The organism is Clostridium zhoujianii, assembly GCF_051590805.1.
Lineage (GTDB): Bacteria > Bacillota > Clostridia > Clostridiales > Clostridiaceae > Clostridium.
In genome coordinates, this window is sequence record NZ_JBPUTF010000001.1 from 2,677,317 (window position 1) to 2,702,860 (window position 25,544).

A 25,544-nucleotide genomic window follows, 5' to 3' on the forward strand; every position below is an offset into this window, starting at 1 on the left:
AAGGACGTACTAAACTATAAATGTTATGTAATCTAGAACAAGGACTCTCATATGTCTTTTCAGGTCTGCTAACTCTTCGAGAGGTAGCCTTGCAAGAAATATGAGGGTCCTTGTTCTTATTTTATATATACTTAAATTTTACGGTACCCTAATTAAATCTAGTCTGCTAGGTACACTAACCCAATTTGTTTTCTTGCTTCCTCCATAATTTCTATAACTTTTAAAGAATTATAATGTGAATTAACCTGTGATTCTTTAACATTATTTTGGATAAGACTTATAAACTCCTGAATCTCATAACACATATCATCATCTTCTTGCTCCTGAGATATAATTTCTTCACTACCATCTCTATATATGATTGTAACTTTTTTCAAGGTATTTATTTTCTCAATTAAAATACTTCCCTCTTCCCCTTGGATTTCAGATGGTAAATAGGAATTTGCTATCTTAGAGTACTGGATAACACCGTCAAAATCACCATAATTAAATAATATTGATCCTTCTCCATCTACTCCTGTTTCTAGCATATATGATTGTGCTTTAATTGATTGTGGCTTACCAAATAAGGCTACCATAGGATATATACAATATACACCAATATCCATCAATGCTCCATTTGATAGTTCTGGCTTAAATGCATTCTCTATTATTCCTGATTTATATTTATCATATCTTGATGAATATTGACAATAACTGGCGAAGTACCTTCTAATCTTTCCTATCTTATGAAGGTTATTTTTTATGATATTAAAGTTTGGTAACATAGTTGTTTTCATGGCTTCCATTAATAAAACATTATTTATATTAGCAGCATCTATCATTTTTCTAGCTTCTACTGTATTAGATGCAAACGCCTTTTCGCTTAGTACATGCTTTTTATTATTCATACATATAATTGCCTGTTTTGCATGTAATGAATTTGGTGATGCTATATATACTGCATCTATTTCCTTAGATTTAGACATTTCATCTAAATCACTGAAAAACAATCTAGCTCCATATTTCTTTCCAAACTCCCTAGCTTTTTCTATATTTCTTGAATATACAGCAACTAACTCAAAATCATTTACCTTAGCTGCTCCATTTAAAAACCATTCAGTAATTGCACTAGTACCAACAATACCAAATCTAATTTTTTTACCCATTTATACACACCTCTTTTTCAGTTTATATTTATCCTATCTTATCATAATATCTCCCTTAATATATTCATTTATAAAATATATTAAATAAACTCTACGCCAAAAGCGTAGAGTTTATTATTTATTCTGGTACAATCATTACAATACACTTAGCACCCTTAACTACATGTGCTGTTACTGAGCCTATCATTCTAGTTAATCCCTTTTTAGTTGACTTTGTCATTACTATTACTTGGATATCATCTTCTTTTGCTTTTCTTAAAATTTCATCTCCTGCATATCCAAAAGTGAAGTATCTGTTTACTGAGTAATCTTTAACTGTCTCTGCAGCCTTTTCTAATATATTATTTCCAATAACTTCTGAAGTCTTAAGTTCTTCTGCAACTGCCATTCCATTAACAAATACTAATTCTTTAACATTCATTAATGTAATTTCCACTTCTTCTTTATTAAATAATCCTTTAATAAATTCTAGTGAATGCATACTCCTCTCTGTTCCATCAACTGGTACTAATATCTTCTTTTTACTCATTTTACATCTCTCCCTTCTTTATATTAATAATTCTATATTAAACATCAAAATTCCTCTTTTTTAGACAATTTCCCTACTATGTTTAGGAAAACTCTATAAGCTAAAATATAAGACCATAAATATTTTCTAAATCTCCATTACCTTAATATTTCAATTACTTTAATAAAACCTCTTCAATAAACTTACCCTTTTCATAGAATAATTCTCCATCTGCATATATCTTCCCAGAGTTTCTCATGTCACATAACATATCCCAATGGATTGATGATCTATTTTTCCCGCCTGCTTCTGGCATTGAATCTCCTATTGCCATATGAACAGTGCCACCTATCTTTTCATCAAATAACATGTTTCTTGTAAAGTTTTTAATTCCATAGTTTGTTCCTATAGCAACTTCACCAAAACGGCATGATCCTTCATCAGTTTTTAGCAATGTTTTCAATAAATCCTCACCTTTCTTTGCCCTTGCCTCTACCACTATTCCATCTTTTATTTCAAGCTCTATCCCCTCTATTTCCTTACCTGCATATATTCCAGGGAATGAGAAAGTTATATGTCCATTTACTCCATCTTCTACTGGTGAAGTAAAGATCTCTCCATCTGGGAAATTCTCCTTTCCATCACAGTTAATCCACTTTCTCCCCTTAATATTAACCTTTATATCAGTCCCTTCAGAAATAATATGAAGCTCACTCTTTTTATCAAGGTATTCTACCCATCTTTCTTGCTCTTTACTAATCTTCTTCCATTCTGCAACTGGATCTTCCTTATCTAAAAGACCTGCTCCATATACAAAATCTTCATACTCACTAATACTCATTGAGGCTTCCTGTGCATCAGCATAAGTTGGAAATTGTGTGCCACACCACCTTAAGCTTCCATCCCCTGTTCTCTTTGAATAAAATTCTCTCCACTTTTTAGCACCTTCTTGAGCTTTTCTTAAAACTTCAGGATCTAGGTTTGAAAGATTTCGAGTATTTCTGTATCCCCAAGCTGTAAGCCAAACATCTGCTTTTTCTAATAAAGTCTCATTTATTATATTTCCATTCTTAAGCTGCTCATCTGTAGAATATTTTAATTGCATTTCACGAGCTTCTTCTGATTCTAATTTATATTGAACATTTCCACCGGCCTTAGTTGCTTCCTTTACTACTTCTACTAACCATGGACTTGCAATATCTGAGCATGATACATATACCAAATCTCCTGGTTTAACTTCTGTTGAATAATTTACTAGTAACTTTGCTAACTTATTTAACCTTTGATCTGCCATAATATTCCTCCATAATACATAATGCCTTAATATAAATATTATAACATTTTATACTATTTAATTATCTAAAATAATAAAACATAATTTAAGTTTCATTTAAGCTTCAAGTTATACCCTGTTATTAGCAAAAGATATAGGGGGTTGATATTATGCAAATAGGCTCAATTTCAAATACTATAGTTCAAAGTTCAAATAGTGTCACTAATACAGATAACTTACAAAGTACTATAGAAAACTTACAAAGCCAAATTGAAACACTAGAAAATAATAGTGATATGGATAGAACTCAAAGAGATGCTCAAATTCAAGTATTAGAAAATAGAATTCAACAACTTCAATCAAGAATTAAACAATCTACTGCAGAAAATACAAAACAACTTGAAACATATAATAATAACACTAAGGAAAATATCTCTAATAATACACAAAATAGGGATGAAATAAGAGGTGGTGTTATTATATCAGCTAGTTTAAAGGATATAATAAATGCAAATCATTCTATAGAATAATAAAGATAGATTTGACTTACAAAAATAGGAGTTATATATGCTAATAGCATATACAACTCCTATTTTAATTACTTAAAGTAAATGTAATACTCCATAAGATCCTAATGTCATTATAACTCCAGCAATTGCAACTCCAATAGCTATAGATATAATTGCATATTTCATAGACATATTAAGTAAAGCTGCTATAGCTGCTCCTGACCATGCCCCAGTACCTGGTAATGGTACTGCTACAAATAAGCAAAGACCTATGGCCGAGTACTTAAGAACATCCTCTGATTTTCTCATTAATCTATCTTCAAATTTGTGTGTAATTCCCGAAAATATTCGTGTCGTTTTAAGCCACCCAATTATCTTCTTACCAAATAATATTATAAATGGTACTGGTATTAAATTACCTATTACTGATATAAAAAATACAGTTGTCCAACCCATACCAAGAGCAGCTCCCAAAGGTATCGCCCCTCTTAATTCTATTATTGGTGTCATTGATGTTATTAGTAATGCCACCTCTTTCCCTGCGAAAGAAAAGAAATCGTATATTGCCTGCATGTTTACCTCCCACTTTATATAACCTTTAATAATAAAAAATTAACTATATATTGCTTAAATAAGCAACTATCTCTCTACATACCTTTATATTGTATAACATTATTCATATATATTTACTTTTGTTTCTAAATATTTAACATAATTAATTATTTATTCTTATTTGTGTGCTATAAGCAATATAACCTTTATAATTGTACTATGCAATCTTAATACCATTGCTCCTATTTTCTCCTATTAATAGTCCTTCTCTTATATCATCAAACTTTATCCATAATTCTTTATTATACTTTCCATAAACGTGAGCTAATGTAATATAACTCCTATTAAGTTTTTTATCATTCCATAGTCCTGCATCTTGCACTAAAATTCTTTCACATTCATCTATAGTTGATAGTAATATATCTGAAACTTCAATGGTATCTCTTTCATCTGCCACACAATACTCCATTGCTCTATCAATAATTGATGTATTCTCGTTATCTTCTCTTTTATATTCATTTGAATATAATACTGTTCCTTCCTGATAACTTCTGGACTTATCTACTCCACTATAATAATCTTTTTCTAATATTACAGCTGCTAAAATAGGATTAACTCCCTTATCTTTTAGTATCTCATGAACCTTATTAAGACCTCTTATAGACTTACTCAAGAAAAGATTATAACTTGAAGGATTATCACACTTATAGGAGAAACTTTCGATTTCTAAAAGTATTCTTTCCCCCTCCTCTGATAATGCTAATTCAAATAATCCTAGATATTTTTTCAAATCTTCTATTACTATCTCGGGTTTTAATTCATATTTTTTCATAAACGACACTCCTAAAATTTATTCTTATATTTTAAGCTTGTCCATAACTTTATTCCTTATTCATCAATATCTATATTTAAAAAGTTCAATTCATATATTAAAGGATCCTACTATTCTTACTATAGGATCAAAATTAATTCTCTTAATTATAAAATAAATATTTTCTCATAAAAATAATCCATATGAACTTATTCACTAAGTTCATATGGATTCCTTACTTAACTCTTTTATTTAAATTCAATTGGTATTTGAATCTCGGTTAACCAGTCTTCTTCTGTTTCCTTGTTCCAAATTCCATCTATATATGATTCTCTTGGATTATCAATAACATTATAATTATTTTCCTCTATCCACTTAAATGCAAATATATATGCTTCTCTTAACCTTGAATAAGGTCCCTTATGCAATACACACACTGCCTTCTCTACCTTATTTATAACTTTAAATTTTATTATCTCTGTATCTTCCTTTAATTCAGTTACTGCTTCACAAATTTCTACATCTATATCTTTTTCCTTATACTCACCATCATGGTAAATGTTAAAACAATACTCAGGCGCTGCACACTTACATCCTAATCGCCCCATCTCTTTCCCCATTACTTTTGGACAAAGATAAAAGAAATCATTATAACTTTTTACCACTTGCCTCATTGAGGCTACAATAACTTCTGGTAATTCTCTAATCACTGGTGTATACATATATTTAACATCTCCTTTAATCATATTAGAAAAACTTTTTATCTGAGCTAACTTAATTTTTTCACTTTCCATATTTTTTAATATTTCTTCTTCCTTAAGCTTTAAAAATAACTCTAATGCTTTAGTATTTTCAATTACTTCTTTTATATCTTGAAGAGCTAATCCCATTTGTTTTAAGGTTATTATTTCATGAAGTTTAGGTAACTGATCAGTGGTGTAATATCTATATCCTGTAAATTTATCTACAACTGCAGGCTTTAATAAACCTATTTCATCATAATGTCTTAATGTTTTTGTAGTTATCTTGTTTATGTTTGAAAACATTCCTATTGTATACAAATTAACTCCTCCTTTTCTCTATATTTATATCTTAACCTTTTACCTAAGGGTAATGTCAAATACCTTACTCCCATTTAAAAGTTTTTATTGAAACTGTTATACAAACTATACTTATTGCTATCATTAAAATTAATTGAATTGCAATATTATTTAAAGGTTCTCCTAGAGATACACCCTTCATTAATTTTATTCCTTGAGTTAATGGCATAATATCTGCAACTACTTGCAATCCTTTTGGAAATATCTCATAAGGAATAGTAGCTCCTGATAAAAATACCATAGGAAAATATACTAATGTACAAACTAAATTAGCAACTTTTATATTAGGTACTAGACTTGCAATAAGCATACCAATACTATATATAGCAGTTGTCACTAATATAAATGTTGGAATAAATTTCATCACTGATCCTATCATTACATAACCAAATAAAAATTTAGCCACAATAAAAACTGCTAATGCAGATATTACTGAAATAATAAATCCTATTAACATTTGAATCATAAGTATATTGATAGGACTTACAGGTGTAACCTTAAGGCCTTTTAATATCTTTTTACTTCTAAAATCTGATATACTTAGGGGCAATCCCATTAATCCTGTTGCACAAATTCCAACTGATATAAATGCTCCAAATGATAGCTGTATCATAGTAAAGTTAGCACCACCAAAAGCCGGCTTATCTCCATATATAAATCCAAGTAATAATACTATGCCTATTGGAAATAATATTCCAAATAATATTCCATCTATCTCACGTATTGCTAACTTTAATTGTGTTTTAAGCATTGTCTTAAATAACTTCATATTCCATTTCCTCCTCACCTATATACAATAAATAAGCCTCTTCTAAACTTGCTTTTCCAGATTTCTTTATTACATTTTGTGGTGAGTCACAAATTACTTCTTTACCTCTTTTCATAATCATTATTCTATCGCATAAGTATTCAACTTCATCCATATAATGAGAAGTCAAAAAAATGCTTACTCCTTTATCTTTTAGAGCCTTTAACTTACTCCATATTTCTCTTCTGGCTTTAGGATCAAGTCCTGTTGTAAGTTCATCTAAAAAAATTATTTTAGGATTAGGTAAAAGTGCTAATAATACTGATAGCTTTTGTCTTTCTCCTCCTGATAAATCTGCCACGAAATTATCAATCTTATTACTAAGGCTAAATTCCTTTAATAGCTCTTTATACTCAAATGGTCTCTCATAAAATGAACTTGTCATCTCACATACTTCTTTTACTTTTATCTTATTTAAAAAATTCGATTCTTGTAGCTGTACACCTACACTTTGAAAAAGTTTTTTTCTGTCCTTTACAGGATTCATTCCTAGTAATGACACCTGTCCATTATCTATTTTTTTAATCCCTAAAACACACTCAATAGTTGTAGATTTTCCTGCACCATTATGACCTAGTAATCCAAATATTTCTCCTCTATCTACCTGCAAATTTAAATTATCTACTGCTATAAAATCTTTGTATTTCTTTGTAAGGTTTGAAATTTTCAATATCATTCTTATTCCCTCCTATCATTGTATTCACCCTCTAAAATCAATACTAGTGCTTTCCCTTAGGGTAAAGTCAACAGGTTAGATACTAAATATTTATAATTTATTTGATTAAATAAAATAAAACTCGAAGTAAAAATTACTTCGAGCTTTATTTTACGCTAGATTACTATATCCCATCAAACTAATATCAACTTCTTTAGCTACTTCACGCCCTTCTCTTATAGCCCAAACAACTAAAGATTGACCTCTGTGCATATCGCCAGTTACAAATATATTTTTAACCCTTGTATTATATTTACCTGGTTCTGTTACAACATTAGTACGTCCGTCTACTTCCACATTAAAAGCTTTGGTAACATAACTTTCACTTCCTATGAAACCAGCTGCTATTAACACTAAATCCGCATCAATCTCATATTCAGATCCTTCTACCTCAGCCATTGATACTCTACCTGTTTTCTCATCACGCTTACCCTTAAGTTTTACAAGCTTAACTTTAATTAGATTTCCAGCTTCATCTGCTATAAATTCCTTCACTGTAGTTTCATATATTCTTGGATCTTGTCCGAAAATATCTATTGCCTCCTCTTGCCCATAATCTGTTTTACAAACTCTAGGCCATTCAGGCCAAGGATTATTTTCTTTTCTTTCATCAGGTAACTTTGGCATCATTTCTAATTGAATAACTGACTCTGCTCCATGTCTTATTGATGTACCAACACAGTCATTACCTGTGTCTCCACCACCTATAACAATTACCTTCCTACCCTTAGCTGATATATAATTTCCATCCTCTAAATTAGAATTTAGTAGACTTTTAGTTGTAGCTTTTAAGAAATCTACTGCAAAATATATTCCTTTAGCCTCTCTCCCTGGAGCCTTTATATCTCTTGGGTTAGATGCTCCACAGGCTAAAATTACTCTATCATACTCCTTAATAAGCTTTGAAGCCTTATAATTTGCCCCTATATTTGCATTAGTTATAAATTTTATTCCCTCTTCCTTCATAATATTAACCTTACGATCAATAACATGTTTTTCAAGCTTCATGTTAGGAATTCCATACATAAGAAGTCCACCTATGCGATCTTCTCTCTCATATACTGTTACATTATGACCTCTCTTATTTAGTTGATCAGCAGCAGCAAGTCCAGCTGGTCCTGAACCAACTATTGCTACCTTCTTACTAGTTCTAACCTTTGGTGGCTCTGGTACTATATATCCACTTTTAAAGGCATTTTCTATAATTGCCTTTTCATTTTCTTTTATCGATACTGGCGAACCATTAAGCCCACAGGTGCATGCTACCTCGCAAGGGGCAGGACACACTCGTGCTGTAAACTCCGGAAAATTATTTGTTTTTATCAGACGACTATATGCTTGTTCCCAATTACCTGTATAAATTAAATCATTCCACTCAGGTATTAAATTGTGTAATGGACAACCAGAAACTGCTCCATTTATAACTATCCCTGATTGACAAAAAGGTACTCCACATTCCATACAACGTGCTCCTTGAATCTGTTGCTTTTCCTTAGGTAATAAGGTATGGAATTCATTAAAGTTTCTAACTCTTATCTTTGGTTTTACAGCTTCACTATTTATACGTTCAAATTCTAAAAAACCTGTTGCTTTCCCCATAATTTATTTCCTCCTTACTTCCTTGTACAAGCATAAAAAGCTTCAATTTCAGCTTGTTCACTATTTAATCCCTTAGCTTCCATTTCAACAATTGCACTAAGCATGCTCTTGTAATCATGTGGTAGCACCTTTTTAAACTTAGGCAAATATTCCTCAAAATTATCTAATATATCCTTACCCTTTTTAGACTTTGTATACTTAACATGATCCTCTATCATTCCCTTTAATTCTAATACATCATACTTTGAAGTAATTACTTCTGAGGATACTAACTCCTTATTAAGTTTCATATATAAATCCCTATCTTCATCTAATACATAGGCAATACCACCACTCATACCTGCTGCAAAATTCTTAGAAGTTTTACCAAGTATAACAACACGTCCACCAGTCATATATTCACATCCATGCTCTCCTACACCTTCTACTACTGCAGTAGCGCCAGAGTTACGAACGCAAAATCTTTCTCCTGCAACACCATTTATATATGCTTTACCACTAGTCGCTCCGTATAATGCAACATTTCCAATTATAATATTATTATCTTCTTTAAATCTTGATTCCTTTGGTGGGTAAACTACAAGCTTACCACCTGATAATCCCTTACCGAAGTAATCATTACTATCACCAATAAGTTCAAGGGTTAACCCATTAGTAATAAATGCACCAAAACTTTGTCCCCCACTACCATTGCATTTAACTATGAATGTATCATCTTCTAAGGTATCACCATAGCGTTTAGTGATTTCAGAACCAAATATAGTACCAAGGGTACGATCTATATTTGTTACATCTATTTCTATAGTCTTCTTTTCCTTACTTTGAAGTGCTGACTTTAACTTCTTAAGTAATACTTTTTCATCTACTGTATCTTCCAATTTGAAATCATAAAATTCCTTTTCATTATAGTGAATTTCATTCCCTGCAAATGGATTATTTATAATTCTAGAAAGATCTATAGTTCCTGCATTACCATTTACAGATTCTTTTTGCCTTAATAAATCTGTTCTACCAACTAAGTCATCAACCTTACGAATTCCAAGCTTGGCCATATATTCTCTAAGCTCTTGAGCAATAAACTCCATAAAGTTCATTACATATTCAGGTTTACCCTTAAACCTCTTTCTTAGCTCAGGGTTTTGTGTTGCTATTCCAACAGGACAAGTATCTAGATTACATACTCTCATCATTACACAGCCTAAAGTTACTAATGGTGCCGTTGCAAATCCAAATTCTTCTGCTCCAAGAAGTGCAGCTACTGCTACATCCCTACCACTCATAAGCTTACCATCTGTTTCTATAATTACTTTGGATCTTAAATCATTCATAATTAATGTTTGATGAGTTTCTGCAAGCCCAAGCTCCCAAGGAAGGCCAGCATTATAAATAGAATTCCTTGGTGCAGCTCCTGTCCCTCCATCAAATCCTGATATTAAAATAACTTGAGCACCAGCTTTTGCAACACCAGCTGCAATAGTGCCTACTCCCGCTTCTGAAACTAGCTTAACCGAAATTCTAGCATTCTTATTAGAATTCTTACAATCATAAATAAGTTGGGCTAAATCTTCAATAGAGTATATATCATGGTGCGGTGGTGGTGATATTAATCCAACTCCTGGAGTTGAATGCCTAGTTTTAGCTATCCATGGATATACTTTTCCTGCTGGTAGTTGTCCTCCCTCACCAGGTTTAGCACCTTGTGCCATCTTTATTTGTATTTCTTTCGCGCTTACAAGATATTTAGAGGTAACACCAAATCTTCCTGAAGCAACTTGTTTTATTGCTGAACACCTATTAAGTCCATCTTTACCTATAGTTAGTCTATCTAAGTCTTCTCCACCTTCACCAGAATTAGACTTACCTTGAAGCTTATTCATTGCTATAGCAAGAGTTTCGTGAGCCTCTTTAGAAATTGATCCATAAGACATAGCCCCTGTTTTAAACCTCTTAACTATTGACTCAACACTTTCAACTTCTTCTATTGAAATTCCTTCTTCTGGGTAATTAAAGTCTAGTAATCCTCTAATATTAACAACTGAAGTCTCATCATTAATTAATGATGTATATTCTTTGAAAAGTCCATAATCCTTATTGCGAGTTGCTGTCTGTAATAAATGAATTGTCTTTGGATTATATAAATGTTCTTCTTCTCCACTTCTTAATTTATGGCTACCTACACTATCAAGGGTTAAATCAACTTTTAGTCCAAGAGGATCAAAAGCTTTTGAATGAAGAATATCTACACTTTTTTCTATATCTTTAATAGAAATTCCCTCTACCCTGCTTACTGTATTTGTAAAGTACTTATTTATAACATCTGAGTTAATACCTATTGCCTCAAATATTTGAGACCCTTGATAAGATTGTATTGTTGATATCCCCATCTTTGATGCTATCTTAACTATCCCCTTAAGTACCGCTTTATTATAGTCATTTACTGCTGCATAATAGTCCTTATCAAGAATATTACTTTTAATTAATTCCTTTATACTATCTTGAGCTAAATATGGATTAATAGCACATGCTCCATATCCTAAAAGTGTTGCAAAGTGATGTACTTCTCTTGGTTCTCCACTCTCAAGTATCATTGCTACAGAAGTCCTCTTCTTAGTCTTAACTAAATGTTGTTGAAGTGCTGAAACTGCAAGTAATGATGGTATGCCTACATGATTTTCATCTACCCCACGGTCTGATAATATTAATATATTTGCACCATCACTATAGGCTCTATCTACTTCAAGGAATAGATGCTCTATAGCACGATCTAAAGGTGTATTTTTATAATAGGTAATTGAAATTTCTTTAACTTTGAATCCATCTACATCCATTGATTTAATCTTAAGTAAATCTGTACTAGTTAGTATTGGATTATGAACTTTTAATATTCTACAATTCTCAGCTACTTCTTCTAATAAATTCCCATCTTCACCTATATATACAGATGTTGATGTAATTATCTCTTCCCTAATTGCATCTATTGGCGGATTTGTTACTTGTGCAAAAAGTTGTTTAAAATAATTAAATAAAGGCTGATGTTCCTTCGATAATACTGCTATCGGACTATCTGATCCCATCGCTGAAACTGCTTCTGAACCATTCTTGGCCATTGGTAAGATAGAGGTCTTAATATCTTCATAGGTATATCCAAAGGCTTTTTGAAGCCTTGCTCTTTCTTCATCTGAATATTCTTTCACAGATTTATTAGGAATATTAAGATCCTTTAGTTTTATTAAATTACTATCAAGCCATTCCCCATATGGTTGTTTAGTTGCATAATGTTCTTTTAATGCATCATCATCAACTAACTCTCCCTTAACTGTATCTACAAGCAACATCTTTCCTGGTCTAAGCCTATCTTTAACTAATATTTTCGATGGATCTATATCTAATACTCCAACTTCTGAAGAAAGAATTAAATTATCATCATCTGTAATGTAGTAACGAGAAGGCCTTAACCCATTACGATCAAGAACTGCTCCCATTATATCTCCATCACTAAATAAAATTGATGCTGGTCCATCCCAAGGTTCCATCATAGTTGCATAGTATTGATAAAAATCTTTCTTTGATTGACTAATATTATTATTTTTGCTCCAAGGTTCTGGAATTGTAATCATAACTGCTAGAGGTAAGTCCATTCCACTCATAACTAAAAATTCTAATGTATTATCCAACATTGCAGAATCTGAACCTGACTGATTTACAACTGGAATAACTTTAGTCATTTCATCCTTAAAATACTTTGATGACATATTTTCTTCACGGGCAAGCATTCTATCTGCATTACCACGAATAGTATTAATCTCACCATTATGCACCATTAATCTATTAGGATGTGCTCTGTCCCAACTTGGATTTGTGTTTGTACTAAATCTTGAATGGACCATAGCTATTGCTGATTCATAATCAGAATCTTGTAGGTCCAAGAAGAATGAACGTAATTGTCCAACTAAGAACATTCCCTTATACACTATTGTTCTGCTTGATAAAGATACTACATAAGTGTTGTCATTACTTTGTTCAAAAACCCTACGTACTACATAAAGTTTACGATCAAAATCTAATCCTTGGTTAATATCCTTAGGTCTCTTGATAAATCCCTGCATTATATGAGGCATGCATTCAACTGCTTTATTGCCCAGAACATCAGGATTAGTTGGAACTTCCCTCCATCCAAGGAATTCTAATCCTTCCTTTTCAACTATTATTTCAAACATCTTCTTAGCTTGATTTCTCTTTAATTCATCCTGAGGGAAGAAGAACATTCCAATTCCATAATCTCTCTGAGAATGCAAAAAGATGCCTGAAGGTTTGACTGCTTTAACGAAGAATTTATGTGAAATCTGTAATAAGATTCCTACTCCATCTCCAGTCTTACCTTCGGCATCTTTGCCGGCTCTGTGTTCCAAGTTCTCTACGATCTTTAAGGCCTTCGCTACAGTTTCATGAGTTTTAACACCCTTGATATTTACTATAGCACCAATCCCACAATTATCATGTTCAAATTCAGGATGGTACATTCCGTAAGCCCCATTGCCTACCTGATTTCTTTCATCCATATATACTATCCTCTCTTCTATTTATTTTTATAATTAATATACTCTTTTATTATTAAAAAGTAAATATATTCTTTGTAAAAAAATTATATTTTTAGTTTTTTTAGTATTTAAGTGTTAAATTTTAAACCTCTAAATAAAAGGGAATATTCTTAATCAAATAGAATATTCCCCTCAATAATTATTAAAATTTATTTTTTCTTACTTATGAATAAAACACATCCAGCTAACGCAAGTAGCCCTAATGTTGGGAGTATAACTGTATCTCCTGTTTTAGTAATTGCATCACTCTTTATTTCTTCCTTTGGCTCATTTACCTCTGGAGTAGGCGTTTCTGGATTAATCACAGGCTTGGTTATATTTAACTCAGAAGCAATTTGTGCAACTAATGAATTATCATAATCAGCACTGAATTCCCAGAACATAGTTCCTCCTAAATTATTATCTTTAACATATTGAGTTTTTTCTGAAAGCCCTTTTGGCTCAATATAACTCATTACAAAATACTCTTTTCCATCTGTATCTTTATAAATAACATACATTGCTTTAGCATCATTATCCCATCTCTTAAAGAAACCATCTGATTCTTTTAAGTTCTTAACAGCTTGTAATTGTGGAATATTTTGATCATAGAATCCTACTGATACAAGTTTATCATAAATAAATTTATATTCTCCATCAAATTTACTTGATACAATTTGTGGTATACCTGCAGCAAATGCAAGGCCTATATTAATCTTTTCAGATGGACATCCCTCTTCTATATACTTTTTAACAGCCATATCTGTGTTGTAATCATCATAATCAAACTCTGTTTTCCAATCTTTTGATGCATATAATGCTGAATCAAAATAACATGAACCATATCTAAAATCATATGTCATTATATTTATATAATCTAAAATATCAATAACCTTCTTAAATTCTGTCCAATTAGTTGAAAAATTAACGTTACCTGAACCTGCAATTGATAATAAACTATCTGATCCAATTGCATTTCTTACTTCTTGTAATAGTAAAGTAAAGTTCTCTTTATCTTCTGGTCTTGATTTAATTACACCCCAACCACCATTAACAGGGTATTCCCAATCTAAATCAACTCCAGCTAGTCCATAAGTATCAATCATCTCTTTACAAGACTTAGCAAAAGCTTTTCTTCCTTCATCACTAGCTGCTGCATCTGAGAATCCTCTAGCTTCCCATCCACCAACAGAGAGCATAACCTTTAAATCAGGATTTCTTGCCTTTAATTCATCTAATCTTGATAAATCACTCTTTACCTTATCTGGTAAGTAAATAGTATTTAATAAACTTGGATCAAAGTCCTTTGGAACAACTACATCTGGATTAGTCTCTGGTCCCATAGCTGGATCCTTATATTCCTCATTGTAAATTAATCCAAAAGAATAATTTAAATGAGTAATTTTAGTTACGTCTAAAGTATCAATGTCACAATTTCTTTGGAATACATATCCAACATTTTTATAACTTTTTTGATTTTCGGTAGCCCCTGCTTTTGTTGTTGTAATACAACCAAGTACTAATGTAATCGCTACCATTGATGCCATGAAAGTCTTTAAAAATTTTGTTTTCATAATTTGCACCCCTCATCTATTAATTTGTCCCAATAATATTGTAAACTTTAACAGATATAAACTCAATGACTTTTTTGAATTTTCTGTATATTATATATATTTCTTCCTCAATGCAAATATAACTAATAGTTATATTTATGTAATCTAGTATTTTTTATATTAGGTAAAGCACCTAATATAAAAAAACTTATATCAATATCAACTTCTTTTATTTATAACAAAGTCGTATTAATATAAGTTTTATTCTAACTACTTGTCTTATCCTTTTTAAACAATATACATATACCTATTACAACTAATATTAGTGGTGCTACTATTGATCTATTCATCCAAGTAAAAATATTACCAAATACCATTGACCAGAAAGATACAACTGCAACAGAGGTTAATATTCCAACAGGAATCAATAAGCCCTTTTCTTTTCCTCCAAACCAATAAAGTTGAAATAACCCTATGGCAACAGCTAATATATAAATTGGCCAAGTATATGCTGATAATCTCCACCTTGTAAGAATTTCAAATATAAATAGACATCCTATAGTAGTTAATATTCCTCCAGGTACTAGCAGTCCTGGATTCTTCTTAGATGAGAAATATGCAAATTCAAAAAATAATCCAGGTATTAAAATAAATAAAGGCCACATTTCCCAAGGCCTAAATATGTGAATATTAAATATCCTACTCAATATTCCAAGCACTCCGATTGCAACTAGTAGTAGTCCCCAAAAGTAATTTTTATTTTTCATTATTATTCACTATCTCCTTTTTTCTCTCTATCTATAATATAATTTTTTCTTTAATATTATAAGTGTATTTAGTAATAGCTTTATATGACAATAATCATATTCTTCCCTATCTATTTACACCTTATATATTGTATCATTTATCTGCATATTTTTCCATTTACTGTATTATATAACCAATCTATAACATTTTATGTGATTTGCTACTGAAATATATATGTCTAAAAAAATAACCCCTATAGCATTTTATACTATAGGGGTTCACTTTAATTCCTAATACTATATTCAATAATTCTTTTAAATAGTTTATAGTGAATTAATATTTATTATTAGAATCCATTATTGTTAGATACTTGCTTAATCCAACGACCTGATTTCTTAATTGTTTTCTTACCTGTTTCTAAATCAAGAGCTATATATCCATACCTGTTCTTATAGGCATTGCACCATGACCAACAATCTATTGGTGTCCAAGTATGATATCCAAAGCATTTAGACCCTTCTTCAATTCCCTTATGTAGGTATTCTAAATGTTCTTTGTAAAAATCAATCCTATAATCATCCTCAACTATACCATCAGCATTTATATACTTTTCTTCACCTTCAACACCCATACCATTTTCTGATATGAACCATGGAATATTTTTATAATTATCTCTAATATTTATAGCTATATCATACATACATTGAGGATATATTTCCCATCCTCTGTAAGGATTCATTCTTCTACCAGGCATTTCGTAATTATCAAAATATTTATCTGGCATCCACCCTTTTGATTCATCAAACTTCTCTTCCTTAGCTTTAACTCTTCTTGGTTGGTAATAGTTAACCCCTAAGAAATCTACAGTATTTTCTTTTATAATATTCATTTCTTCTTCTGTAGAATCCCAAATAACATCATCTTCAACCAATATATCAACTAGCCTTTTAGGGAATTCTCCCTTAATTGCTGGGTCTAAGAATGAATTGTTAAAGAAGTCATCAGCAAATTTAGATGCCTCTAAATCCTTTAAATCATTACTTCTTGGATAAGATGGAGTTAAGTTTAAAATTATCCCTATTTGTCCTCCATCTCTATTGTACATACCTTTCCTATAAGCTTCTATTGCTTTAGCTGATGCTAAATTAATATTATACATTGCTTGAACAGCTTTCTTACCGTCTATAATCTTTGGATAATGGAATTGATATAAATATTGTCCTTCTACAACAACAATTGGCTCATTAAATGTTGCCCAATACTTTACCCTGTCTCCGAAAAGCCTAAATGCTGTCTCTGCAAACTTTACAAATAAATCAACTACATGCTTTGATTCCCATCCTGAATACTTATCATAAAGTTCTACTGGTAAATCAAAATGATGTAAGTTCATTACAGGTATCATTCCGTTCTTAATGCACTCATCTATAACATCATTATAGAATCTTACCCCATCTTCATCTGGCTCACCAGTTTCAAAGTCCTTTATAAGTCTAGTCCATTGAATTGAAGTTCTAAATGAATTTAATCCAATTTCTTTTAGCTTTGCTAAGTCTGATTTATAATCATTATAAAAGTTTGATGCAATATTTGGCCCTACTCCATCAAAAAATATTTCTGGCTCTATATCAAACCAATGATCGAATACACTATCATGCTTTTTATTAAATCTACCCTCTGATTGTGGTCCTGAAGTTGCTGAACCCCACCAAAAATTTTCTGGAAATACTAATTTCTTATCCATTAAATATCCTCCTATATCATCTTAAGATATTATTCTATGTTTTCATTCTACAACTATCTTCTTTTATGGTAACTACTTGTCTATACAAGAATATCCCTGTATGTGCTATACTCTTAGTAGTATATTATGTAGATTAGGGAGTAGTTAAACATGAAAAGTAAAGATATAATTCGGGACTTAATAGAAAAAATTACTTTAGGTGAAATACCAATTGATTCGCGTATTCCTTCTGAAGCGCAATTAGCCATAAAATACGACTGTAACAGACATACAATTAGAAAAGTCTTAGAATCACTAATTGAAAGAGGTTATTTAAGAAAAGCTCATAAAGGTCCAACTTATGTAAATAGCCTGCCATCTGATCATAGCTTAACCCTCTCCTCCTTCTATGAATTACATAAGAGTGATAACATTAAGACAGAAGTAATAAAATTTAAATTAATAAAAGCTTCTGATAAAATTAGTAATATACTTAAAATTGATACTGGCTCTAAAATATGGTCAATAATTAGAGTTCGATATGTTGGAACGGTACCAAATCATATCGAAGAAACTTATATGCCCTATTCTATATTTGAAAACCTATCTCTTGAACACTGTAGTACAAGTATATTAAATTACGTAGAGGAAGAATGTGGATATGAGATAAGTCATGGCATTAAAAGCATAAAAGCTATTAAATTAAATAATAAAAATAGTAACCTTCTAAAGTTACCTGAAGACTCATTAGCACTTCAAATAGAACATACCGGTTATCTAACTAACGGTAGGGTATATGAGTATTCAGTAAATACTCATGGGGATAATAATATAACTTATTATGCAAAAAGATAATAGGTCTTAAATCTTTTTAAATGAGGACTCTCATAATAATCTAGGCTATTTGCATTAGTAGCAAAATACCCATCATAAATATGAGAGTCCTTGTTTTTAATCTTAAATTTTCACTCAAAAATATCTTATAGTATTTTTCTACGTTCTCATTTTAAATTCTAATCTACATCTTTTACAAGTTACTATTATTGCCTTCTGTCCTCGTGGCAATCTTAATTTTTGTTTGCAGTTAGGACAAGTTACAATCTTATACTTCATTTTTTCATTAAACTTATATTTAAGTTGATTACCTAGTTGAGCTATTCCATCAAAATTCATTCTTGGTAAAGTATTTGGTAAACTCTTACCGAATTTACTAAGAATTTTATTTATAAACATAGTGAACCTTGATAGTTCTGCTGATCTTTTGTATATATTTTTAGAAAAGGCTCTATATAGAACAATAATCATACAGAAAAAACCTAACACTCTTGTATATCGTCCAAAGTTTAATAAAGAACTAAGTACAAGTAAGAATATTGATAAAATATCAAATCCGTAAGCTCCATATAAAAAATTCATATTCTCCCCTCCAATCTATAAGGCTCATTTTAACATATAATTGAACAAATGACTAAAAAAATATGTAAATTTTCTTTTAATATAATTCTATAAAAAAGAAGAGTTATAATTAAAATTACTTTTGAAAAAGTAATTTTTATAACTCTTCTTTCTTAATTTAACTTCTGAATAATTTTATTTTATTAACTTTTATGTTTATGATGGCATGAACAGCCTGAAGAATGTCCATTAGCCTTTTTTTCTTTTTCCTGTTGACTTGAACAACTTTTATCTTTCTTTTCACTCATAATATTTACACCTCCTAGGAAGATTTCAATATTATCCCCAATTTATTATTTCTTAGTTAAGCCCATTGATTATTTGTAGCTGTTTTTTTGTTTTTCTTATTATCATGGCTACAACTACAACCTCCACATGAACTCGCTTTTGATTTAACCTCATTTTCTTTATGACTTGAACAGCCACAATTATGTTTTTCACTCATAATATTATCCCTCCTATTAAAAGATTACGCTATTATTATTTGTAATAGATAAGTATTAATGCTATGTAATCACTTCCTAAATTAACATAAAAAAATAGACTAATATATTTTATGATTCTATCCTTAGAACTCATAAAATTATATCGGTCTATTTTTAATTGAAGTTACTATTTATTTGTTTTCTTCTATAAGTTCAAGAATTCTTGACTTACATCTTCCAGCATGACAATGGCCCGTTCCTGCGCCAGTTGCATGTTGTACTGCTTCAAAACTATCAGCACCTTGCTTAATAGCCTCAACTATTATATCCTTTGAAATACCTTTACAAAGACACACTGTTGTTGACATATCTTTTTCTCCTCTTTAACTACAATAATTTATTTCTTCTTATATATTCACATTTTAGCCCTGAATTATTCTTCTACTGATATTGCACCTACTGGACAGCTATCACAAGCTTCTCTTACTGCATCTTCTGTTCCTGGCACTACATCTCCTGCTACAGCTACTCCTGTATCTAATGAAAAAACTTCTGAACAAGTTCCTTCACATAATCCACATGATATACAAGTATTTTCATCTACGAATGCTTTCATTTTAAATCCTCCAAATTTTTAATTCATACTGTTTTAGTCTGAATTGACTATACTCATATTATCATCTAATATTGATTATTTGTCAATATTTATTTCTATCAATTATTTAACTTATAGATATTATTAATAAAAAAATAATGTAGGTACTTAATGTACCTACATTATTTAAATTCCTATTTATTAACAACTATTTTTTCAATTATAGCTATTCTTTCTTCACCTAAAACATTAGCTAATTTTACTGGCATAAAACCATCTTTATATACAGCATCACCGTTTGCTTGTGCAATCTTAGTGACTCTCTCTTCTAACTTTTCATAACTCATAAGGTCATCTAAGTATAAATCTACTAAGTCCTTTAAACATGTTGCTAATTCTCTTGGATTTTTATAAACTGCTCTCATAATATACTCCTTAATAATATGTTACAAATTCTTTCATTCGTTATATAAAAGATATTTGTATTATATAATTAATCCTCTATTTTCTCAATAGTAATTCCTAGTGAGTCTATTATTCTGCTACTAAATTTAAAATGTTTAGTAGCACAAACTCTACATAAAACTTTTTCATTAACTTCTATAGGATTCTCAGAGTCCTTATCACAGCAATAACAAGTATTTCTCTTTATTATTTCTTTATATTCAGAATTAACTTTATTACAACCCTCAAATTTTCCATCCATATTGTTACATCCCCTTATAACTTAATATATTTTTTATATACTTGAAGTTTGTCCATAAAATTAATTTCCTAGTCATTTTTTTCGAGTATCTGCATTTCCGAAGCTTGCCTGAGGAAAATCTTGCAGGCACATATATTCCTTTTTTACTATCCTTGAATAACTTCGATAACATAAACTTTTACAAAATGTATCTACATTTTAATAAGGATTAACATTTACTAGAGAGTAAAAAATCCGAATGTAATACAAAATACATTCGGACTTTTATTTTTTTAAATCTATAGTAAAACTTTGATCTATAAGTATTTTTACCTCATGCCTACTAATTACTCCTACTTTAATATCCTTTAACTCATATTAAAAATATCTATTTCTTATCTTTAATATAAGATTATAAATAGAGTCCTCTATATTAATTAAATTAATATATCACAATAAAAATAGCTATATTAGCCAACAGACATTAACTATGCCTTATTTACTAATATAACTATCTTTTACTACATTACATTCTTAGCTGGAAATTGGCTATTATATAATTTTGAATAGAACCCTTTAATCTTCAGTAGCTCTTCATGATTTCCTTGTTCTACTATATTTCCATTCTCCATAACTAATATCATATCTGCTTCCTTAATTGTAGAAAGTCTATGAGCTATTATAAAACTGGTTCTACCTTCCATCATTTTTTGGAATGCTTTTTGTATATGAATTTCTGTTCTTGTATCTATATTGCTTGTTGCCTCATCTAAAATTAGCATTGGAGGATCTACAAGCATTACACGAGCTATAGTTAGAAGTTGCTTCTGACCTTGAGATAAATTATCTCCTGTTCCACTAATTACAGTATCATATCCTTTAGGTAATCTTCTTATAAAACCATGAGCTCCTACTGCCTTTGCTGCTTTAATTATCTCTTCTTTTGTAGCGTTAGGTTTTCCATAGGATATATTATTTGCTATTGTATCTGAGAATAAGAAGGTTTCTTGAAGTACCATTCCAAAACTCTTTCTTAATCTATCTCTAGATAGATTATTAATATCTACTCCATCAATTAAAATTGACCCATTATCTACCTCATAGAATCTCATAAGTAAATTTACAAGTGTTGTTTTACCGGCTCCTGTTTTACCTACTATTGCAACTCTGCTTCCCTGTTTTATACTCATATTAAGATTTGTTATAAGCTTATTCTTTGAAGTATATGAAAATTCTACATCCTTGAATTCAATATTTCCTTTACAATCTTTAAATTCAATTACATTATCCCTATCTTGAACCTCTTCTTCCATATCCAATATCTTGAATATACGAGTAGCTGATGCTATTGCTGTTTGTATTTGTGTAAATACCCCTGTTATTTCATTGAAAGGTTTCGAAAATAGGTTTGAATAAATTAGAAAACTTGATATATCACCAACAGTAATCTTACCCATAATTGCAATTATGCTTCCTGCAATTCCTATAATAGAATATGCAATATTATTTACTAATCTAGTTGATGGATTAGCAAGAGATCCAAAAAATTGAGATTTAACTCCTGCTTTATATAATCTTTCATTTATCCCCTTAAAACTCTTAAAAGATTTCTCTTCATAATTAAAAGCTTTAACTGTTTTCTGTCCAGTAATTATTTCTTCTACGTATCCATTTAAATCTCCTAATTCCTTTGCCTGATCCTTAAAGTACTTTTGTGAACGTGTAGTTACAAAACGAGCTACAAAGAATGTAAATGGTGCTGACAACAATACTACTAACGTCATTAAAGGATTGATTGATAACATAAATCCGATAGATCCAATTATAGTTATAATTCCTGTAAGTAATGTTGCAATACCTTGCAGCATACCATCTCCAATAGCATCTATATCATTTATAAATCTACTTATGGTATCTCCATGAGGATTGTTATCATAGAACTTTAATGATAAATTATTAATCTTATCAAAAAGATCTTTTCTAAGTAAATTAACAGTCTTATAGGATATCCCATTTGTTAAATATGTTAATAGCCATGTGAATAAGCATCCTACTCCGTAAACTATAGCTAATATTACTAAAATATTAACTACGTTATTAATGTCTACTTGCCCTTCTCCAATCATCTTATCAATGGATTTCCCTATTAATATAGGTCCAATTAAACTTGATATTACACTTATAATTGCACAGACAATAGCAAATATTAAAAGCTTTTTATTTTTTCCTATATATTTAAATAATCTTATTAAGGTATTATTTTCAATCATTTTTTAGCCTCCTCATTTGAAAGCTGGGATAGACATATTTCTTTATATACATCACAACTATTCATAAGTTCATCATGAGTTCCAGTGCCAACTAATACACCATCATCAAAAACTAAAATTTTATCTGAAGTTTTTATTGTACTGGCTCTTTGAGAAACTATAATTGTGGTTAGTTCTTTACTTACCTTTTTTATTGCCTTCCTAAGAGCAGCATCAGTTGCAAAATCTAAGGCACTCGATGAATCATCCAAAATTAATATTTCTGGCTTTTTAACTAATGCTCTAGCTATTGTCAAACGTTGTTTTTGTCCCCCTGAGAAATTAGCTCCTCCACGAGCTACCTCCCTGTCATAACCTTTTGGTAACTTTGATATAAATTCATGTGCTTGAGCTATTTTAGCAGCTTCTATAACTTCTTCAATAGAAGCATTCTCATTACCCCACCTTAAGTTGTCTGCAATTGTTCCAGTAAAAAGTTCTGTTTTTTGTGGAACCACACTTATTTTCCTTCTCAGCTTTTTTAAAGGATAATTTCTTACATCAATGCCCTCTACTAATATTCTTCCTTCCGTAACATCATAAAATCTTGGTATTAGATTTATAAAAGTAGACTTACCAGATCCAGTCCCACCTATAATTCCAATAGTTTCACCTTTTCCTATTTCCAAAGAAATATTTTGTAAAGCCATGTCTCCTGTTTTGCTATAACTAAAGGATACATTTTCAAATTTAATAGCTGAGATAGATTCCTTAGCATTATTATTTATATCCTTATTAATGTCATTAATAGATGAGGTTGTTTCAAATATTTCCTTAATTCTAGTACCTGAAGCTGATGCCTTTGTAAATATAACAATAAGTCCTGATACAGTTGTTAAGGCATATAATACCTGGGTCATATAATTTATAAATGCAATTATTGTACCTGCTGATAGTCGTCCACTTTCTATTTGAAGAGCGCCTGTCCACAAAAGTACTATAATTGCTACGTTCATAACAAATAGTGTTAGTGGATTTAGTAACGAAGATATTTTTCCTATATCTATAGCAGTTTCTGTTAGATCTTCATTAGCTTCTCTAAATTTATCTTTCTCCTTAGATATATTTGCAAAAGCTCTTATTACCCTTACCCCGCCTAAATTTTCACGTAGTAAAGATGCTATTTTATCTAGCTTTTGCTGATATTTCTTATACATTGGAGATGTTTTTCCTATAAATAAATATAATATAACTGCAAAAAATGGAGTTGTAGCAATTAATATTAAAGATAATTTAAAGTCTAATATCATTGCCATTATAATTGCACCTATACATATAAACGGTGCTCTAACAACAAGACGTATTAACATTGCCACAGCTACTTGTAGTTGATTCACATCATTTGTCAATCTATTTACTAATGATGAAGTTCCAAAGCTATCTATCTCAGCATAAGATAAAGATGATATATGCCTAAATAAAGCATTACGTAGATTAGTGCCAAAGCCTTGAGATGCACGTGCTGCGTAATATTGACATATCATAGCACTACCATATCCAAGAATAGTCATGATAAGCATAACTCCACCCATTTTAAATACATATTCAGTATCCTTAGTTGCCACTCCATTATTAATAATTAATGCCATTATAGTAGGTAATATTAATTCCAATATTGCTTCAAAAAGTTTAAATAATGGACCTACAATGCATTCCTTCTTATATGGTTTTAAAAAGTCTTTTAATTTGTACAAGAACCTATTCCTCCGTTTTTTAATTTATCCAATTTCTACTTCCCTAACACTCACATCTTATATAAGATGGAGCTAAGAATCACTTTATATACTCTATTATATAACAAAAATCTGTTAGCTTTTGCCAAACTTATTCTATTAACTCATTTTTTACAAACATTCTGTTTTCTATTTTTTAATTATTATTAATTTAACCTTCTAAAACTTCCTCCATTATTGTAAAATTATAATATAATAGCTAAAGTTATAGTTTATTTTTATGGAGGTATTTCGTGGATATATTACCCCTTATAGATATAAATATTATTACCTTGATTCTACTGACAATTATATTATTTCTATCCAAAAAGAGAATGGATTTTAATAATAATGATAAAATTAATCCAATATTTATTTCAATGATTGTATTAACTATTTCCCTTCTACTTCTTGAAATAATATCAATTATTATTCAAACCTATAATAGTATAGGTTTAATTCCTATACATAAAATTATAAATATTATTTCTTTTTCATTATCACCTTTAATATCATTTCTATGGATTAATTATCTTAAAGGTTGGATTAAATTAAAATTTAACACCTCACTGCTAATAATTCCAATAATAATTAATATTATAATATGTATATTAAGTTTCCAATTTAATCTTGTATTTAGTATTGATGACTTAAACAACTCTATCCCGGGACCTATTCACTTTATTCCTTTTTTAATTTTCTTCTCCTATCTAATATTCAGTCTCATACTTTTAGCTCTT

At 30.3% G+C, this 25,544-nt stretch carries 23 protein-coding genes; 2 read left to right on the forward strand and 21 right to left on the reverse strand.

Translation table 11 applies throughout. The annotated features are described in order from the left end of the window. Nucleotides 1-158: 158 nt before the first annotated feature. The 3 genes from ACSYT2_RS12645 to ACSYT2_RS12655 all read right to left on the reverse strand — a co-directional run bounded on the left by ACSYT2_RS12645 (nucleotide 159) and on the right by ACSYT2_RS12655 (nucleotide 2,950). Nucleotides 159-1,148, reverse strand: a complete 990-nt coding sequence (locus ACSYT2_RS12645; protein WP_438384898.1) for a Gfo/Idh/MocA family protein — start codon at nucleotides 1,146-1,148, stop codon at nucleotides 159-161. 118 nt (nucleotides 1,149-1,266) lie between these two features. Then, nucleotides 1,267-1,677: a universal stress protein gene (locus ACSYT2_RS12650; protein ID WP_430855584.1), complete on the reverse strand. Its 411-nt coding sequence runs from the start codon at nucleotides 1,675-1,677 to the stop codon at nucleotides 1,267-1,269. Between the two features lie 154 nt (nucleotides 1,678-1,831). Then, nucleotides 1,832-2,950: an aminopeptidase gene (locus tag ACSYT2_RS12655; RefSeq protein WP_430855585.1), complete on the reverse strand. Its 1,119-nt coding sequence runs from the start codon at nucleotides 2,948-2,950 to the stop codon at nucleotides 1,832-1,834. Nucleotides 2,951-3,099: 149 nt separating this feature from the next. Between ACSYT2_RS12655 and ACSYT2_RS12660 the strand changes: the two genes are divergently transcribed. Continuing rightward, a complete protein-coding gene (locus tag ACSYT2_RS12660) occupies nucleotides 3,100-3,459 on the forward strand; it encodes a FlxA-like family protein (protein WP_438384899.1) in 360 nt (119 codons plus the stop codon). Between the two features lie 72 nt (nucleotides 3,460-3,531). Here ACSYT2_RS12660 and ACSYT2_RS12665 read toward each other — a convergent pair whose 3' ends face one another. From ACSYT2_RS12665 to ACSYT2_RS12710, 10 genes are all read right to left on the reverse strand, one after another. Beyond that, nucleotides 3,532-4,011 (reverse strand): COG2426 family protein, encoded by a 480-nt coding sequence (locus ACSYT2_RS12665; protein WP_430855587.1) that lies wholly within the window; start codon nucleotides 4,009-4,011, stop codon nucleotides 3,532-3,534. A gap of 196 nt (nucleotides 4,012-4,207) precedes the next feature. Beyond that, a complete protein-coding gene (locus tag ACSYT2_RS12670) occupies nucleotides 4,208-4,822 on the reverse strand; it encodes a hypothetical protein (protein ID WP_438384900.1) in 615 nt (204 codons plus the stop codon). A gap of 227 nt (nucleotides 4,823-5,049) precedes the next feature. Beyond that, the gene (locus ACSYT2_RS12675; RefSeq protein ID WP_438384901.1) at nucleotides 5,050-5,862 is read right to left on the reverse strand and encodes a MerR family transcriptional regulator; all 813 of its coding nucleotides are present in this window, start codon (nucleotides 5,860-5,862) and stop codon (nucleotides 5,050-5,052) included. A gap of 64 nt (nucleotides 5,863-5,926) precedes the next feature. Next, nucleotides 5,927-6,670, reverse strand: a complete 744-nt coding sequence (locus ACSYT2_RS12680; RefSeq protein ID WP_438384902.1) for an ABC transporter permease — start codon at nucleotides 6,668-6,670, stop codon at nucleotides 5,927-5,929. Further along, nucleotides 6,657-7,385, reverse strand: a complete 729-nt coding sequence (locus ACSYT2_RS12685; protein ID WP_430855591.1) for an ABC transporter ATP-binding protein — start codon at nucleotides 7,383-7,385, stop codon at nucleotides 6,657-6,659. The genes ACSYT2_RS12680 and ACSYT2_RS12685 overlap by 14 nt, the downstream gene beginning before the upstream one ends. 150 nt (nucleotides 7,386-7,535) lie before the next feature. Next, complete coding sequence (locus tag ACSYT2_RS12690; RefSeq protein WP_430855592.1) at nucleotides 7,536-9,023, reverse strand: glutamate synthase subunit beta; 1,488 nt, start codon at nucleotides 9,021-9,023, stop codon at nucleotides 7,536-7,538. A 14-nt stretch (nucleotides 9,024-9,037) separates the two neighbouring features. Then, nucleotides 9,038-13,582 carry a glutamate synthase large subunit gene (gene gltB / locus ACSYT2_RS12695; protein ID WP_430855593.1) on the reverse strand — a complete coding sequence of 1,515 codons (4,545 nt, stop codon included), beginning with the start codon at nucleotides 13,580-13,582 and terminating at the stop codon, nucleotides 9,038-9,040. Between the two features lie 188 nt (nucleotides 13,583-13,770). Beyond that, nucleotides 13,771-15,174 (reverse strand): glycoside hydrolase family 18 protein, encoded by a 1,404-nt coding sequence (locus tag ACSYT2_RS12700; RefSeq protein WP_430855594.1) that lies wholly within the window; start codon nucleotides 15,172-15,174, stop codon nucleotides 13,771-13,773. Nucleotides 15,175-15,419: 245 nt separating this feature from the next. Further along, complete coding sequence (locus ACSYT2_RS12705) at nucleotides 15,420-15,920, reverse strand: LiaF transmembrane domain-containing protein (protein WP_430855595.1); 501 nt, start codon at nucleotides 15,918-15,920, stop codon at nucleotides 15,420-15,422. Nucleotides 15,921-16,246: 326 nt separating this feature from the next. Next, a complete protein-coding gene (locus ACSYT2_RS12710) occupies nucleotides 16,247-17,644 on the reverse strand; it encodes a glycoside hydrolase family 1 protein (protein WP_430855596.1) in 1,398 nt (465 codons plus the stop codon). A gap of 150 nt (nucleotides 17,645-17,794) precedes the next feature. Here ACSYT2_RS12710 and ACSYT2_RS12715 point away from each other — a divergent pair, with 150 nt between their 5' ends. Next, nucleotides 17,795-18,478: a GntR family transcriptional regulator gene (locus ACSYT2_RS12715; protein WP_430855597.1), complete on the forward strand. Its 684-nt coding sequence runs from the start codon at nucleotides 17,795-17,797 to the stop codon at nucleotides 18,476-18,478. Between the two features lie 138 nt (nucleotides 18,479-18,616). Here the strand turns inward: ACSYT2_RS12715 and ACSYT2_RS12720 are convergent, their stop codons facing one another. The 8 genes from ACSYT2_RS12720 to ACSYT2_RS12755 form a co-directional block, all read right to left on the reverse strand. Then, complete coding sequence (locus ACSYT2_RS12720; protein ID WP_430855598.1) at nucleotides 18,617-19,039, reverse strand: zinc ribbon domain-containing protein; 423 nt, start codon at nucleotides 19,037-19,039, stop codon at nucleotides 18,617-18,619. Between the two features lie 343 nt (nucleotides 19,040-19,382). Beyond that, nucleotides 19,383-19,523: a hypothetical protein gene (locus tag ACSYT2_RS12725; protein ID WP_430855599.1), complete on the reverse strand. Its 141-nt coding sequence runs from the start codon at nucleotides 19,521-19,523 to the stop codon at nucleotides 19,383-19,385. A gap of 171 nt (nucleotides 19,524-19,694) precedes the next feature. Next, complete coding sequence (locus ACSYT2_RS12730) at nucleotides 19,695-19,871, reverse strand: (2Fe-2S)-binding protein (RefSeq protein ID WP_430855600.1); 177 nt, start codon at nucleotides 19,869-19,871, stop codon at nucleotides 19,695-19,697. 65 nt (nucleotides 19,872-19,936) lie between these two features. Further along, nucleotides 19,937-20,119: a ferredoxin gene (locus ACSYT2_RS12735; RefSeq protein ID WP_430855601.1), complete on the reverse strand. Its 183-nt coding sequence runs from the start codon at nucleotides 20,117-20,119 to the stop codon at nucleotides 19,937-19,939. 173 nt (nucleotides 20,120-20,292) lie between these two features. Beyond that, nucleotides 20,293-20,523 carry a TIGR04540 family protein gene (locus ACSYT2_RS12740; protein WP_430855602.1) on the reverse strand — a complete coding sequence of 77 codons (231 nt, stop codon included), beginning with the start codon at nucleotides 20,521-20,523 and terminating at the stop codon, nucleotides 20,293-20,295. 68 nt (nucleotides 20,524-20,591) lie between these two features. Further along, a complete protein-coding gene (locus ACSYT2_RS12745; RefSeq protein WP_430855603.1) occupies nucleotides 20,592-20,804 on the reverse strand; it encodes a hypothetical protein in 213 nt (70 codons plus the stop codon). A 500-nt stretch (nucleotides 20,805-21,304) separates the two neighbouring features. Then, nucleotides 21,305-23,053 carry an ABC transporter ATP-binding protein gene (locus tag ACSYT2_RS12750; RefSeq protein WP_430855604.1) on the reverse strand — a complete coding sequence of 583 codons (1,749 nt, stop codon included), beginning with the start codon at nucleotides 23,051-23,053 and terminating at the stop codon, nucleotides 21,305-21,307. After that, the gene (locus tag ACSYT2_RS12755; protein ID WP_430855605.1) at nucleotides 23,050-24,786 is read right to left on the reverse strand and encodes an ABC transporter ATP-binding protein; all 1,737 of its coding nucleotides are present in this window, start codon (nucleotides 24,784-24,786) and stop codon (nucleotides 23,050-23,052) included. The genes ACSYT2_RS12750 and ACSYT2_RS12755 overlap by 4 nt, the downstream gene beginning before the upstream one ends. Between the last annotated feature and the right edge of the window lie 758 nt (nucleotides 24,787-25,544).

Bases quoted from the DNA above. Each gene is read 5' to 3' on its own strand.
- ACSYT2_RS12700 (WP_430855594.1), bottom strand. From the start codon at position 15,174: ATGAAAACAAAATTTTTAAAGACTTTCATGGCATCAATGGTAGCGATT.
- ACSYT2_RS12705 (WP_430855595.1), bottom strand. From the start codon at position 15,920: ATGAAAAATAAAAATTACTTTTGGGGACTACTACTAGTTGCAATCGGA.
- ACSYT2_RS12725 (WP_430855599.1), bottom strand. From the start codon at position 19,523: ATGAGTGAAAAACATAATTGTGGCTGTTCAAGTCATAAAGAAAATGAG.
- ACSYT2_RS12715 (WP_430855597.1), top strand. From the start codon at position 17,795: ATGAAAAGTAAAGATATAATTCGGGACTTAATAGAAAAAATTACTTTA.
- ACSYT2_RS12655 (WP_430855585.1), bottom strand. From the start codon at position 2,950: ATGGCAGATCAAAGGTTAAATAAGTTAGCAAAGTTACTAGTAAATTAT.
- gltB (WP_430855593.1), bottom strand. From the start codon at position 13,582: ATGGATGAAAGAAATCAGGTAGGCAATGGGGCTTACGGAATGTACCAT.
- ACSYT2_RS12670 (WP_438384900.1), bottom strand. From the start codon at position 4,822: ATGAAAAAATATGAATTAAAACCCGAGATAGTAATAGAAGATTTGAAA.
- ACSYT2_RS12735 (WP_430855601.1), bottom strand. From the start codon at position 20,119: ATGAAAGCATTCGTAGATGAAAATACTTGTATATCATGTGGATTATGT.
- ACSYT2_RS12650 (WP_430855584.1), bottom strand. From the start codon at position 1,677: ATGAGTAAAAAGAAGATATTAGTACCAGTTGATGGAACAGAGAGGAGT.
- ACSYT2_RS12645 (WP_438384898.1), bottom strand. From the start codon at position 1,148: ATGGGTAAAAAAATTAGATTTGGTATTGTTGGTACTAGTGCAATTACT.
- ACSYT2_RS12665 (WP_430855587.1), bottom strand. From the start codon at position 4,011: ATGCAGGCAATATACGATTTCTTTTCTTTCGCAGGGAAAGAGGTGGCA.
- ACSYT2_RS12680 (WP_438384902.1), bottom strand. From the start codon at position 6,670: ATGAAGTTATTTAAGACAATGCTTAAAACACAATTAAAGTTAGCAATA.
- ACSYT2_RS12730 (WP_430855600.1), bottom strand. From the start codon at position 19,871: ATGTCAACAACAGTGTGTCTTTGTAAAGGTATTTCAAAGGATATAATA.
- ACSYT2_RS12685 (WP_430855591.1), bottom strand. From the start codon at position 7,385: ATGATATTGAAAATTTCAAACCTTACAAAGAAATACAAAGATTTTATA.
- ACSYT2_RS12750 (WP_430855604.1), bottom strand. From the start codon at position 23,053: ATGATTGAAAATAATACCTTAATAAGATTATTTAAATATATAGGAAAA.
- ACSYT2_RS12660 (WP_438384899.1), top strand. From the start codon at position 3,100: ATGCAAATAGGCTCAATTTCAAATACTATAGTTCAAAGTTCAAATAGT.
- ACSYT2_RS12710 (WP_430855596.1), bottom strand. From the start codon at position 17,644: ATGGATAAGAAATTAGTATTTCCAGAAAATTTTTGGTGGGGTTCAGCA.
- ACSYT2_RS12740 (WP_430855602.1), bottom strand. From the start codon at position 20,523: ATGAGAGCAGTTTATAAAAATCCAAGAGAATTAGCAACATGTTTAAAG.
- ACSYT2_RS12720 (WP_430855598.1), bottom strand. From the start codon at position 19,039: ATGAATTTTTTATATGGAGCTTACGGATTTGATATTTTATCAATATTC.
- ACSYT2_RS12690 (WP_430855592.1), bottom strand. From the start codon at position 9,023: ATGGGGAAAGCAACAGGTTTTTTAGAATTTGAACGTATAAATAGTGAA.
- ACSYT2_RS12745 (WP_430855603.1), bottom strand. From the start codon at position 20,804: ATGGATGGAAAATTTGAGGGTTGTAATAAAGTTAATTCTGAATATAAA.